Here is a 12,740-nt window from a genome sequence, read left to right on the forward strand (position 1 = left end):
TGCAAAAACACCCGATAACGAATAATATAGATATTGTTTTGCTATAATGTTCGTTATTGGAGGAAATGATGTTTAACATAAAAGAAAACCAAACCACAGTCAAAAAAGAAATCCTCGCCGGTATTACAACCTTCTTTACAATGGTTTATATCGTCGTGGTCAACCCGAGTATCCTCTCCGGCACAGGCGTCCCGTTTGATCAAGTGTTCACTGCCACAATCATCGCCGCAGTCGTCGGAACGCTTTGGATGGCGCTTGCCGCCAACTTTCCGATCGCGATTGCACCCGGGATGGGACTGAACGCGTATTTTGCAGTGTCAGTCGTCGGCTCGTCCAACGGCGAAATTTCTTACCAGACGGCGTTCAGCGCTGTCTTCGCGGCCGGTATCCTCTTTATTATCTTATCGCTAACACCTCTTAGAAAACAACTGATCGAAGCGATTCCGGCCAATCTAAAATACGGGATTACCGCCGGAATCGGATTGTTTATCGCTTTTGTCGGTCTGAGAGGAGCCGGAATCATTACCGCCAATGAAGCCAATTTGGTCGGGCTCGGCAATCTGCACTCGCCCGGAGTGATACTGGCACTAATCGGCTTGGCTTTCTCTGTTGTTTTGATGGTCATGAATGTGAACGGCGCTCTATTTTTCGGTATGATCTTAACCGGACTGATCGCCTTTTTCACCGGCCAGCTTGAGTTTACCAAAGGGATTCTGTCAATGCCTCATCTGCCCGAAAAGCTGATTGTCACAAACCCTTTCGCCGCTTTTGGCGATGTCATCCACTACGGCCTTTATTCGGTTGTGTTCTCGTTTCTGCTCGTGACGATTTTTGATACGACAGGAACGATGATCGGTGTCGCCGAGCAAGCCGGACTCATGAAAAACAACAAACTGCCGAATGCAAGAAAAGCCCTCCTTGCCGATTCGACAGCGACGACGATCGGTGCAATGTTCGGGACAAGCCCGACGACCGCCTATATCGAATCATCCGCCGGGGTGGCCGCAGGCGGAAGAACAGGGCTTACGTCTTTAACCGTCGCTGTGCTTTTCGGCGCAGCGCTGTTTTTCAGCCCGCTTGTCAGCGCGGTCTCCGGGATCGCAGCGATTACGTCACCGGCATTGATCATTGTAGGAAGCATGATGATCGGCGCTGTGACCAACATCCGCTGGAAAGAACTTGACGAAGCATTTCCTGCCTTTCTCGTCATTTTGACAATGCCACTGACATCGTCTATTGCGACAGGCATTTCCCTCGGGTTTATCTCTTATCCGATTGTGAAAGCCGCGAAAGGCAAATGGCGCGAGATTCATCCGCTTGTCTTCGTGTTTGCCGTTCTCTTTTTCATACACCTCTTCTTTTTGGAAGGGCATTAAACGACTGAACCCCGTCTTTTTTAAAAAGACGGGGTTTTCAGCATAAGGTTGAGTGCGATGACGAGGCAGCACCAGATCAACCCCGGATAGTAAAGCCAGTCGATGGAACTCCGCCTGGCTTCATAAAAAGCGTCGCTTTCTTTGTCTGCCCCCAGCAAAAAAACGCGTTCCATCACCTTATCAAAATGGACGGATAACAGACTTCGATAAGCGAATGCAAAAACCAGGAGAGCACCCGCTTTCATCCAGATCGGTCCAACCATCATCAGCGCCGTAAAAATGCCGATCATTTGCATAAGCTGTCTTTTATAGTCCGGATGGCGCAGCATCACTTTAAAAAAGATTTCCTTAAGACCATTTTGCATTGTACGCACTTTAAAGATGTTCTGAGATTTTTTAAAGAACAGCCGCGGCCTTTTCGCCTTTCGTTTCCCCGGCTTCGGCACGCTTCCGTCAAGGTTCAGCGACAGGAAAAATTTTGCGAGTCTCAGCTTTCTTCTGTTATCAAACTCAACCTCTTCATAAAATAGAAACATGTTTCCGATGGTGCCTCTGGCGGTCTTTACCACGGCCGCAGTCAGCACCAGACCGCTCAGGAGCACAATCGGCCAGGAAAAGAATAAAACAACTGCACAAGCCGACAGCCACACGAAAAAGATCAGCCCGGCGTTCAGCACCCTGTGTTTCAGCTTGTACTGCCGCCCGAGGTTCCGCCGCTTTAAGACGGTGATCAAGAAATTGAGGCAGAAATAATAAAAGAATACGGCGAGACAAGCAGTCAGTTCGGCCCCAAACTGTCTGACGAACAGAGGAGTAAACACGGCCGCCGCAAACAGCCATTTACAAATCTGGACAAACAGACAATATAAATAGCCGCACCTTTTCATGTTCAACACGAGCGTCTTTTTTTGCAACAAATAAAGCTGATCGGCTTCCATTAAAAAAGTCCTCACAGACCCAAACAGCGTAAAAACGGCCGGAGCCAGTACAATCAATCCGGCCTGCCACCCGTTATGAAACGAACCTCCATTCAGCCATTTGATATATTGATAAACACCGATTCCAGCCCCAGGCAGCACAATATACAGCGCAACCGTCCAATCGATGACCAGTTTTAAGATCCGCAGCTGATAAAGACAGTCCGCCTTCAGCCTGCTGATAAACAGCGACCGGCCGCTCATGCTGGCGCACCCTTTACAGCATAGTAAAAGCAGTCAAGCAGCGAGCCATTCGAAAGGCCGGTTTTCTCCTGCAGCTCTTCGAGTGTACCTTCCAGCATCAGACGGCCATTTGAAATCAGCAAAAAACGGTCACAGATCTTCTCGGCGGTATCCAGCACATGCGTACAAAGCAAAATGCCCGCTCCCCGCTTCTTCTCTTCTTTCAGCATATCCAAAAAGAGGCGGCTTGCGATCGGATCGAGCCCGATAAACGGTTCATCGATAATATATAGGTCAGGCTGCATGAGAAAAGCATGGATCAGCATCAGCTTTTGCTGCATCCCTTTCGAAAAGCTCCCCGGATAATCGTGAAGCGCATGCTCCAGCGAGAATCGTTTGATGAGCCGATTTGCCCTCGGCAAAAACGAGGAATCGTCCTCCTGTAAAAACGTCCCTAAAGCCGTGATATGCTCCCATAAAGTCAATTCGTCGTAAAAACTGGGCTGTTCAGGTATGTATGCATAGTTTGACGTTTTAGGCCATTCAATCTGTCCGGCCATATGCCTTGTTAAACCGAGTATCGTTTTAATTGTCGTGCTTTTCCCCGCTCCATTCGGGCCGATTAAGCCGACGAGCTCGCCTTCCCCTACAGCAAATGATATATTTTCGATCGCCGATTCCTCTTCTTCATAACCGGATTTTTCGATATGCACCTTTAACTTCATCATCTACACCACCTCTCTTTTATTACGTATGAAGAAAGAAAAAGTTTAAATTTTTTTATCAAAAAAACGCGATCGCACTGCATGTTCTGCTTACGATTTTCATTTTTTCATTAATTTGGATCCGGCTTTTTTCTGGATATTTGGCAAAGAAATCGTGTATAATATTTATTGATCATTTTCAAGAAATGATCGCTAACCGTCCATGCTGCATTTTGGAGTCGTAAGTTGTGGTAGTCAAGTCCATTCGATCATACGATAGGGAGTGGTTGTTTGAAACCTTCAACAAACCGAATGCTAACCAGGATCAAATCAGTCTACATGTTCATTCAAGAAAAAGGACTCGTTACAACCCAGGAACTGGTTGATGAATTTGGCACTACACCGAGAACAATCCAGCGTGATCTGAATGTGTTGGCATACAACGATCTAGTACACAGCCCTAGCAGAGGCAAATGGGAGACTACAAGAAAAAAAGTGAAAATCTCCTCATAGTAATATTCTGAAAAATTGAACTTTAGCGCTGATTATCATATAAGACAGCCATCAAACATAAAAAGCATCAAACTCAATGAAGTTCGATGCTCCATAAACCCACTTCAGGCACTCGACGAATCAGAGTGTCTTTTTGTTTTGCAATGCGGCTAGCTCGTGTTCAGAGAGCTCCCTGTATTCCCCCGGCAAAAGCTCTTCATCGAGATCGACATCCCCCATTTTCAGCCGCTTTAAATAGATGACGTCATGGCCGACCGCCTTCAGCATTCTTTTTACCTGATGAAATTTCCCTTCCGTTATTGTCAAAAGCAGACGTTCCACGCTGTTTTCGCTTTCCAAAAGCGACGCTTCAGCCGGTTTTGTGACATAGCCTTCACCGATATCGACCCCTTTTTCAAGCTGGTCCAGAGCCGCCTGATCAATCGGCTTATTGACATGGACTTCATACGTTTTAGGCACGTGTTTTTTCGGGGATAAAAGCTGGTGTGCCAATTGTCCGTCATTCGTCAGAAGCAGCAGTCCCTCAGTATCTTTGTCAAGCCTTCCGACCGGAAACGGCTCAAACCTCAGCAGCTCAGGATCGAGCAGATCGACAACCGTTTCCTGCCGGCTGTCTTCTGTTGCAGACAGCACTCCTTGGGGCTTGTTCATCATCAAGTAAATAAATTCCTGATAAATGACGGGCTCACCGTATACCGTGATGTCGTCTGATTCCGGGTCAACGTGCTCTTTGGCGTCTTTGACTAGTTGATCATTGACGCGCACCGCGCCGTTTTTCAGCATTTTTTTGACTTCTTTTCTTGACCCGTAGCCGCTGTTTGACAACAGTTTATCCAATCTCATGAAGACACTCCCTTTTTTTCTGCATAAAAAGAAAAGCCCTTTTTAGGAGGACTTTCTTTTGAAAAAGCGATTCAACCGCTGACCGAAGATTTTTTCGAGCAGCTTCACACGGTAAGCCAAGTACAGATAAACTGATCCGCCGACCGCGGTTGTGATGAAAATGACGACAGCAGACCTGATCTGCCCGCCTTCATATGAAATAAACAGACTAAGAAGCGCCTGAACAAGCAGCAAAATGATGCCCATAACCGCCGTCAGGATCAGCATCAGCAAAAACCGTTTAAACAGTTTGCGATACGAATAGCCTGCATGGCGTTTAATCATGATAAATCCATATAGGAGTGACGCTGAATAGCCGAGCGCCGTTGCCAAAATCGACCCGCTACCTTGAAACAGCTTGATTAGCGGAACGTTAAGCGCGATTTTGATCACAATCCCGATCATCAAACTGACAACCGCAAATTTCTGCTTGTTCACTCCCTGCAAAATTGCAGCGTTGACGGTGAAGAGCGAGAATAACAGCGCCACAGGTGCGTACCAGAACAAAATAACTCGTCCCATTTCAGGGAGCAGGCTTTCCGAGCCGTAAAAGAACGTGTAAACCGGACCCGACAAAAGAGCCATACCGACTGATGCAGGAAGAACGATGAAGAGAATGATCTGCATCGCCTGATCAATCTGTTTGTTTAAAGCAGGGAAATCTTTGTTGGTAAAGTTTTCAGTCACCGCCGGGATCAAAGTCAGGCCGAATGCCGTCGCGAGAGATACCGGAATCATCACAAGCTTTGGCACGTACAGCGTCACGATCGCCATCAAATCCTGGCTGATGTTTTGATAGCCGGCTGCAATCATCGCTTTATTAAACGTATTCGTATCAATGTACTGGTAAAGCGGTATCGCCAGCCCGACAAAGACGTAAGGAGCGGCATAGCTGAACAGCTCTTTAAACATCTGCCGGTACGTAATATTGGCGGAAGGAACAAGGTTCGGCTTCAGCGCCAGGAGCGCCCCTTTTCTTTTCTGCCAAGAAAAATAAAGAGTGAACAGCCCAGCGAACGCGCCGATCAAAGCCGCAAAAGTCGCATAGCCGACAGCGACGACAAGCCCGCCGTTTACTACTTTGATCACCAAGTAAGTGGCCGTTAATAGAAAAACGATTCTGGCAATTTGTTCAACGACCTGTGAAACGGCTGTCGGCCCCATCATCTGGTGACCTTGGAAAAAGCCTCTGATCAGCGCCAAAATCGGCACAACCAGTAAAGCGAGACTGACCATGCGAATGACATACACGACATGTTCAATCGTCAGCCCGTTGTTTTCTGTACCGCCAAGGGCCATCTCCGCAAAAAACGGGGCGGACAAATATAAAATGGAGAAAGCAATGATGCCTGTGACGAGCATCATCGACATTCCGGCGCGCAGCATCCTTCTCGTTGTTTCATAATCACCCATCGAGTTATATTTCGAAACAAACTTGGACACGGCCGCCGGAAACCCCATGGTCGCAATGCTTAAAAAAATCGTATATTGATTATAACCGTACTGGAACAGGGCACCGCCGGTGGCACCGACCATGGCTCCGAACGGAATCAAATAAATCATTCCGAGGATCCTTGAAATATAGGTACCAAGCGTTAATACAAATGTGCCTCTTAACAGTTTGCTTGACATGTTCCCAATCACCATTTTTCTTCAATAGATTCAACTTTTCTATTTTAACATACAGGCGCATCACTCAGGTAATAATAACATGGCTAAATTTTAACATGCCCATGTTTTATCGTTTTTTCATCATGCCGTTCTTTCGTTATAATAAGAAGATGGAGCGCGGATGTTGTCTGATCCAATCTGCCCCGCCTGCACAGAATGCAGGCTCTACAAGACAGGAAAGTTGAGGATAATAGTATGAAGTATTTTGATGTCATCGTCATCGGCGGAGGCCCCTCCGGGCTGATGGCCGCCATCGCGGCCGGTGAACAGGGGGCGGACGTTCTCTTGATCGACAAAGGTAACAAACTCGGCCGCAAGCTGGCCATTTCGGGAGGCGGACGGTGCAATGTGACAAACCGCTTGCCGGTTGATGAGATCATCCGGCATATTCCCGGAAACGGACGCTTTTTGTACAGCGCTTTTTCTGAATTTAACAATGAGGACATCATCAAGTTTTTTGAGCGCCTGGGCGTCAAGCTGAAAGAGGAAGATCACGGAAGAATGTTTCCCGTCTCCGACAAGGCTCAGAGCGTAGTAGATGCACTTTTAACAAGGCTTGAACAGCTTCATGTGAGCGTACGTACAAACGAAAAAGTGAAAACTGTCCTATACAATGAAGAAAAAGCGAGCGGGATCGTGACGGGCAGCGGCGAAGAGATTGCAGCAGGCTCTGTCGTTATCGCTGTCGGCGGGAAAAGCGTCCCCCATACGGGATCGACCGGAGACGGCTATGAATGGGCGGAAAAAGCCGGCCATACGATTACGGAACTGTTCCCGACAGAGGTTCCGGTTACGTCTGACGAGCCTTTTATCAAGCAGAAAACATTGCAGGGCCTATCACTGAGAAACGTCGCCCTCAGCGTATTGAACAAAAAAGGAAAGCCGGTCATCACCCACCAAATGGATATGATTTTTACCCATTTTGGACTTTCAGGGCCCGCTGTCCTCAGATGCAGCCAATTTGTCGTCAAAGAGTTGAAAAAGCAGGAAAAAGTCAAGCTGAAAATCGACTTGTTCCCTGACATTCATGAAGAACAGCTTTTTCAAAACATGCATAAAGAATTAAAAGACGCTCCGAAAAAATCACTTAAAAACGTGCTGAAGCCTTGGATGCAGGAAAGGTATCTGCTGTTTCTTCTCGAGCGCAACAAGATTGATCCTTCTGAAACCTTTTCATCCCTTTCCAAAGACCGTTTCAGAGCTTTCGTCAAAGACTGTAAAGAGTTTTCCGTCAACGTGAACGGCACCCTTTCGCTTGACAAAGCCTTTGTGACCGGCGGAGGGGTTTCCGTAAAAGAAATCGATCCTAAAAAAATGGCGTCCAAAAAAAAGGAAGGGCTTTATTTCTGCGGGGAAATCCTCGATATTCACGGCTATACGGGTGGGTATAATATCACATCCGCGCTTGTCACAGGCAGACTTGCAGGCTTGAATGCAGGCGGATTTTCGCTTTGCCGGAGAAAAAAATAAAATTGCTCTAAACCCTTGACAAATGTGGAATGGCAGAGTTTCAGCCCAGTGCTGAGACTTGTGCCTTTTTTGAAAAGTATGTTACGGTTAAAGAGTTTTGTTTCACCTGATTGTGGGGTAATAGGGGAAGCTAGGTCAAACTTCCTGAGAGAGAATGATTTTTATATGTGCAACTCATACTAAACATAATGATGGGAGTAAGGACGAAAAATGATTAGAGGGTGAGGATGATTTTGAAAAATATTTCAAGCGTTTTTTGGATTGTGATTGTTATCACAGCAGCAGCTGTATTATGGGGAATCGTTGCTCCGGATAACCTTCAAGCGTTAACGACTTCGATTCAAGGTTATGTTACAAACACACTCGGATGGTATTACTTATTGGTGGTTTCTCTGTTTGTCGCATTCAGCATCTTTTTGATCTTCAGTCCGATTGGAAAGATCAGATTAGGGAAACCTGAAGAAAAACCTGAATTCTCTCGATTATCTTGGTTTGCCATGCTTTTTAGCGCAGGTATGGGCATTGGTCTCGTATTTTATGGCGCGGCTGAACCGATCAGCCATTATGCCATTAGCTCTCCATCAGGTGAAACAGAAACAGCCCAGGCCTTCAGAGATTCTCTGAGGTATACATTTTTCCACTGGGGATTGCATGCTTGGGCGATCTATGCGATCGTTGCCCTTTGCATCGCATACTTTCAATTCAGAAAAGACGCGCCTGGCTTGATCAGCGCGACGCTGTTTCCGGTCTTCGGCGACAGAGTCAACGGACCGCTTGGAAAAGGGATTGACTGCATCGCTGTATTCGCAACCGTCGTCGGTGTAGCGACTAGTCTCGGAATCGGCGCCACGCAGATCAACGGCGGACTCCATTATCTATTCGGAGTGCCGAACAGCTTCCAGGTGCAGCTGGCGATCATTGCAGTCATCACCGTTCTGTTCTTAATTTCCTCATGGAGCGGAATCGGAAAAGGCATCAAGTATTTGAGCAATACGAACATGGTGCTGGCCGGCGTCCTGATGATCTTTATGCTTTTCGTCGGACCGACGGTATTAATTATGAACTCGTTTACGGACACGATCGGAACGTATATCTCCAATGTGGTGCAAATGAGCTTCCGCCTTGCGCCTAATGATCCGGACAGCCGTGAATGGATCAATTCATGGACGATTTTCTACTGGGCTTGGTGGATCTCCTGGTCGCCGTTTGTCGGTATTTTCATCGCCCGTGTATCAAGGGGGCGCACAATCAGGGAATTTTTGATTGCCGTCTTGTTTGCGCCTACTGTGCTGGCGTTTCTATGGTTTTCAATTTTCGGGGTTTCAGCGATGGATCTTCAGCAAAAAGGAATTTTCAACGTTGCAAAACTGTCTACAGACACGATGCTGTTTGGAATGTTTGACCACTACCCGCTGGCGATGATTACATCTATCGTTGCCTTGTTGCTCATTGCCGTATTCTTTATCACTTCTGCAGACTCGGCAACATTTGTTCTCGGAATGCAAACGACTTACGGTTCACTAAATCCTGAGAATTCGGTCAAGATATCATGGGGCATCATCCAGTCAGCAATGGCTGCGGCGCTCCTGTATTCAGGCGGACTATCGGCGCTGCAAAACACCGCCATCCTGGCCGCACTGCCGTTCTCAGTCGTCGTGATTCTCATGATTGTATCGTTATATAAATCTCTGTCACAAGAACGAAAAGAGATTAAACAAGCCGAGAAATTCCAGAAGCCAAGAAGCCCGAGGGTGAAAAAAGCATAAACGAAAACAGCTCTTCTCTCTGAAGAGCTGTTTTTTTATGTCCTGTATAAGATTAGCGCTGAAAAACAGTAAAGCTGTTCGCCTTGAGGATCGCATGCGGCTGATACGTCATATTTTATATCGACCAGCTGGTCTTCCGACAGTTTTTTTAAGAATTCATTGATTTCATGCTGCAAATCTTTTTCGTGTTCTTCATCAAATACGGCCACCTTCAGCATACGCTCTCTCCTTTCTATAATGAAAGGTATTCGCACACAGCCGAAGTTATGCTTAAAATCCTTAGCAAAAGAACCTTCAACATTGGCAGCGGACGCTCCGAACGTTTCCTGACATTTGGTGCTCCATTTTAAATAAAAAAACTTCTTACCTGTACAGATAAGAAGTCAAATCCGCTTATTTTGTTTTCGGCTTCGTGTTTCCGGTCCATTCTAGCATGCCGCCGACCATGTTGGTGACATCAAAGCCTTTATCCTGCAAATAGAGGCAGACATTTTCGCTTCGTTTGCCTGATCGGCACACAAAAATATAAGGCTGATCCTTTTGAAAGACGTCGAGTTTTTCAGGGATATCCCCCATTTTAATGTGGACGGCTTCAGGGATCATTCCTTCAGCCACCTCTTCATCTTCTCTGACATCAATAATGTTCAGCGTTTCTCCTTTTGCAAGCCTGTCTTTCAGTTCATCAGGCGAAATCTCTTTTATCGTCATCATTACTGCTCCCTTCAATTGCCTTTAGGTGAGACTATTATAGCAAAAGTCGGGAGGCCATTTCTATTTCGGCAGGTTTTCTCTATCGTCCGCTGTCAGGAAACACCGATTTGCCCAATGGCTGAAACGATCCGTCCTGTGCTGCAGAATCAGCTGTGAAGCTTCCCCCCATCAGGCAAACAAGCATGACGGCGAAAAAACAAATGGTTTTTTTCATATAAGCTCCTCCTTCATTTTATATATTTGATTTTTCGCATGCTGTGATTTTTCCAGGTAAAGCGCACTTTTTTCATGGTCGCCTGACTTCATGTAGTAGTCGGCAATATCTTTTGTCAGTTCAGCAACATGCGGCCATAGCCGTTTATCCCTCATATATTCAAGCGAAAATTCAATATCGAGCGGATGGCCAGCGTCATACAGGGCAAAAATCAGCCTGAACTTCGCTGCGTATTCATCCTCTCCTTGTTCCGCCGATCTGGTAAATCCCTCTTTGCAGAGACGTCTCGCTTCTTCGGGAGAACCGTTTTTGTACATGAGGTGAGACAGCTCAAAAAGGGTGTTGATGCCAAAAATCGATTGCTCATGGACACCGATTGAAAGGGCTTTTCTAAAATGCTCCTCCGCCAAAAGCGGCATGCTGCATTTGGCATAGTTCAGTCCCATATTATGATAGATCAGCCCGATGATTCGCCGGTTTTGGAGGGAAACGGCCTGATCAAGCGCCCGGCCGTAGTGCTCCTCCGCTTGTTTGATGCGGAACAGTTCAAACTGAACCGACCCGAGAATCATTTCGCACCCGATCGTTTTGTCTATGTATTCTTTATGCTTACTGAAAAGTGAGAGCGCTTTTTCGGAGTAGTTCAACGATCTGAAATGATCGTCTATTTGGTAGTAGGCGGTCGCAATTTTATAATAAAATTCCGCTTTTTCAATTTCATCCGTCAGTTTATGCAGCTTCGTTTCTGCTTTTTTGTAACAGTTGATCGCCTCAAGATAGTTTTTCTCATAAAACTCATACATGCCTGAAAAAAAGAAAAAATAGTATTGAATGATGTCATCCGCGCTCTTAACCGTTTCCTTCTGCCTTTTAATCTTCCGGAAGAGCTCGGCTGATTCTGCAAACTGCTCCATCATCAATTTGCAGCGGTAGTCCAAAAGCTGAAAATAGAGTTCCAAATCCCTGTTTTTGTCCATTTTAGAAAGCAGGTTTTGGATCTCGTATCTCAAAGATACAGCCTGGAGCGCTTCATGGCGCTTGATCATGGTGTACCACTGATTCAAGAGCCCGGCCGCTTTTTCGTATGCCGCTTTCGCTTCCACTTCTTCATTCATCCTTTCTTCTTTTTAAGAGCATAAAGATTACCTTTATTAACTTTATTTTACAGAAGATAATTGTTATTGGCAATTATTTTTATGAATAAGTGCAGGGAATGGCATCAGCTCCAATATTTGAGCTGACTTTCGAGGTTTTTGGCTGAAACAAGGCCTTTTTGGAATTGGTTCGGACAGGTGAGGTTGTATTTTTTAATTTTTTGGTTGATGGCCTCAATCAGCGTTTCGCGCTGATTCGATTTGATCGCTTTTTCTATCTCTTGTTTAATTTCCTTTTGCAGCTTTAGCCACTCCGGCAGATAACGGGCGTTTTTAAGGGTTGACGAAAGTGCATCCCCCTCGAGCGCCTCTTTGCTGAGCGGTTTTCCAAAACCGGGGAGGGACTTGAAGTCGTCTTTCTTTTCGCTCTCCTTTACGGCTTGATCAATCCAGTGTAGATATCGTTTTTTAAATTCTTCACCCATAAGGGCCTCCTTTCACCACACCTAAAGCAAAGGATCAGGTATGTCTTGTCGTTATGGCGGTTTCCCTCTGTTCTACGGCTTCCGCTTTTTTCAACACTTGATATGCCAGCCACATGACCGCATAACTGAGCAGACTGACGCTGAAAAAAGGAACGATCCCGGGCAAAAAGGCAAATGCGATATAAAGCACTGCAGTGACCGCCATCATCGTTAATGTATATTGCAAATACGATATGCCGAGAATGAGCGAAAACTTGAAATACATCCGCTTCTTCCAATCGAAATGGGCGAGCAGCGGGAACATATAAAACAGCATGATCAAAAACAAAAATCCAAAAACCATAATGACGAACCTGAGAACGTGCAATAGGAAATGCTCCGGATAAATAAAAGCAAGGTCAACATAAATGATGATGCCGACCGCCGCCAGAATGAAGCCGATAGCGTTGGAACGAAGAAACTCGCCGCGGTACGCCTGCCAGAACGTTTTGAATATCGGAATATCGGTTTTGCCCATAATCCATTTTCTCATCACGGAAAACAATGCAGTCGTCGCCGGCATAAATCCGAAGACGCCAAGACCGAGCATGGTAAAAACAAACCACAGCAGATTGGCGTAAAAAAACTTCATCACCCATTCACAGAAGCTCAACACCCTTCCCATGGAGACGTTTTGTTCCACGAATTTCTCTCC

14 protein-coding genes are annotated in these 12,740 nt (G+C 46.1%); 4 read left to right on the plus strand and 10 right to left on the minus strand.

What is annotated here, in order from left to right; all coding sequences use genetic code 11:
• Window positions 1–68 precede the first annotated feature (68 nt).
• Window positions 69–1,376 (plus strand): NCS2 family permease, encoded by a 1,308-nt coding sequence (locus MKX80_RS16190; protein WP_043926246.1) that lies wholly within the window; start codon window positions 69–71, stop codon window positions 1,374–1,376.
• Between the two features lie 20 nt (window positions 1,377–1,396).
• Here the strand turns inward: MKX80_RS16190 and MKX80_RS16195 are convergent, their stop codons facing one another.
• Both MKX80_RS16195 and MKX80_RS16200 read right to left on the minus strand, forming a co-directional pair.
• Window positions 1,397–2,557 carry an ABC transporter permease gene (locus MKX80_RS16195; RefSeq protein WP_268342724.1) on the minus strand — a complete coding sequence of 387 codons (1,161 nt, stop codon included), beginning with the start codon at window positions 2,555–2,557 and terminating at the stop codon, window positions 1,397–1,399.
• A complete protein-coding gene (locus tag MKX80_RS16200; protein WP_182070205.1) occupies window positions 2,554–3,264 on the minus strand; it encodes an ABC transporter ATP-binding protein in 711 nt (236 codons plus the stop codon). Before MKX80_RS16200 ends, MKX80_RS16195 begins: the two co-directional genes overlap by 4 nt.
• A 267-nt stretch (window positions 3,265–3,531) precedes the next feature.
• On the opposite strand from MKX80_RS16200, the gene MKX80_RS16205 reads away from it, so the two are divergent.
• A complete protein-coding gene (locus MKX80_RS16205; protein ID WP_003184500.1) occupies window positions 3,532–3,753 on the plus strand; it encodes a DeoR family transcriptional regulator in 222 nt (73 codons plus the stop codon).
• 120 nt (window positions 3,754–3,873) lie between these two features.
• On the opposite strand, the gene MKX80_RS16210 is transcribed toward MKX80_RS16205, so the two are convergent.
• Together MKX80_RS16210 and MKX80_RS16215 are read right to left on the minus strand one after the other, a co-directional pair.
• Complete coding sequence (locus MKX80_RS16210) at window positions 3,874–4,596, minus strand: pseudouridine synthase (RefSeq protein ID WP_154999617.1); 723 nt, start codon at window positions 4,594–4,596, stop codon at window positions 3,874–3,876.
• A gap of 42 nt (window positions 4,597–4,638) precedes the next feature.
• Entirely contained in the window at window positions 4,639–6,267 is a 1,629-nt protein-coding gene (locus tag MKX80_RS16215) for a polysaccharide biosynthesis protein (protein WP_182070203.1), read from the minus strand.
• 234 nt (window positions 6,268–6,501) lie between these two features.
• On the opposite strand from MKX80_RS16215, the gene MKX80_RS16220 reads away from it, so the two are divergent.
• Both MKX80_RS16220 and MKX80_RS16225 read left to right on the plus strand, forming a co-directional pair.
• Window positions 6,502–7,776, plus strand: coding sequence for an NAD(P)/FAD-dependent oxidoreductase (locus tag MKX80_RS16220; protein ID WP_182070202.1), 1,275 nt, complete (start codon window positions 6,502–6,504; stop codon window positions 7,774–7,776).
• Between the two features lie 230 nt (window positions 7,777–8,006).
• On the plus strand, window positions 8,007–9,542 hold the full coding sequence (locus MKX80_RS16225) for a BCCT family transporter (protein WP_154997213.1): 1,536 nt from the start codon (window positions 8,007–8,009) through the stop codon (window positions 9,540–9,542).
• Window positions 9,543–9,577: 35 nt separating this feature from the next.
• On the opposite strand, the gene MKX80_RS16230 is transcribed toward MKX80_RS16225, so the two are convergent.
• The 6 genes from MKX80_RS16230 to MKX80_RS16255 form a co-directional block, all read right to left on the minus strand.
• On the minus strand, window positions 9,578–9,760 hold the full coding sequence (locus MKX80_RS16230) for a sporulation protein Cse60 (protein WP_003184510.1): 183 nt from the start codon (window positions 9,758–9,760) through the stop codon (window positions 9,578–9,580).
• 175 nt (window positions 9,761–9,935) lie between these two features.
• On the minus strand, window positions 9,936–10,253 hold the full coding sequence (locus MKX80_RS16235; protein WP_003184512.1) for a rhodanese-like domain-containing protein: 318 nt from the start codon (window positions 10,251–10,253) through the stop codon (window positions 9,936–9,938).
• A 79-nt stretch (window positions 10,254–10,332) separates the two neighbouring features.
• Window positions 10,333–10,467 (minus strand): hypothetical protein, encoded by a 135-nt coding sequence (locus MKX80_RS16240; RefSeq protein WP_261763508.1) that lies wholly within the window; start codon window positions 10,465–10,467, stop codon window positions 10,333–10,335.
• Complete coding sequence (locus tag MKX80_RS16245; RefSeq protein WP_186807207.1) at window positions 10,464–11,582, minus strand: hypothetical protein; 1,119 nt, start codon at window positions 11,580–11,582, stop codon at window positions 10,464–10,466. The genes MKX80_RS16240 and MKX80_RS16245 overlap by 4 nt, the downstream gene beginning before the upstream one ends.
• 104 nt (window positions 11,583–11,686) lie before the next feature.
• Window positions 11,687–12,046 carry a DUF1992 domain-containing protein gene (locus tag MKX80_RS16250; RefSeq protein ID WP_154997207.1) on the minus strand — a complete coding sequence of 120 codons (360 nt, stop codon included), beginning with the start codon at window positions 12,044–12,046 and terminating at the stop codon, window positions 11,687–11,689.
• 34 nt (window positions 12,047–12,080) lie between these two features.
• Complete coding sequence (locus MKX80_RS16255; protein WP_154997205.1) at window positions 12,081–12,728, minus strand: YesL family protein; 648 nt, start codon at window positions 12,726–12,728, stop codon at window positions 12,081–12,083.
• Window positions 12,729–12,740 lie beyond the last annotated feature (12 nt).

The organism is Bacillus sp. FSL K6-0972 (assembly GCF_037976035.1).
GTDB classification, from domain to species: Bacteria; Bacillota; Bacilli; order Bacillales; family Bacillaceae; genus Bacillus; species Bacillus haynesii.

Bases quoted from the DNA above. Each gene is read 5' to 3' on its own strand.
- MKX80_RS16190 (WP_043926246.1), top strand. From the start codon at position 69: ATGTTTAACATAAAAGAAAACCAAACCACAGTCAAAAAAGAAATCCTC.
- MKX80_RS16215 (WP_182070203.1), bottom strand. From the start codon at position 6,267: ATGTCAAGCAAACTGTTAAGAGGCACATTTGTATTAACGCTTGGTACC.
- MKX80_RS16240 (WP_261763508.1), bottom strand. From the start codon at position 10,467: ATGAAAAAAACCATTTGTTTTTTCGCCGTCATGCTTGTTTGCCTGATG.
- MKX80_RS16235 (WP_003184512.1), bottom strand. From the start codon at position 10,253: ATGATGACGATAAAAGAGATTTCGCCTGATGAACTGAAAGACAGGCTT.
- MKX80_RS16245 (WP_186807207.1), bottom strand. From the start codon at position 11,582: ATGAATGAAGAAGTGGAAGCGAAAGCGGCATACGAAAAAGCGGCCGGG.
- MKX80_RS16250 (WP_154997207.1), bottom strand. From the start codon at position 12,046: ATGGGTGAAGAATTTAAAAAACGATATCTACACTGGATTGATCAAGCC.
- MKX80_RS16200 (WP_182070205.1), bottom strand. From the start codon at position 3,264: ATGATGAAGTTAAAGGTGCATATCGAAAAATCCGGTTATGAAGAAGAG.
- MKX80_RS16195 (WP_268342724.1), bottom strand. From the start codon at position 2,557: ATGAGCGGCCGGTCGCTGTTTATCAGCAGGCTGAAGGCGGACTGTCTT.
- MKX80_RS16210 (WP_154999617.1), bottom strand. From the start codon at position 4,596: ATGAGATTGGATAAACTGTTGTCAAACAGCGGCTACGGGTCAAGAAAA.
- MKX80_RS16230 (WP_003184510.1), bottom strand. From the start codon at position 9,760: ATGCTGAAGGTGGCCGTATTTGATGAAGAACACGAAAAAGATTTGCAG.
- MKX80_RS16220 (WP_182070202.1), top strand. From the start codon at position 6,502: ATGAAGTATTTTGATGTCATCGTCATCGGCGGAGGCCCCTCCGGGCTG.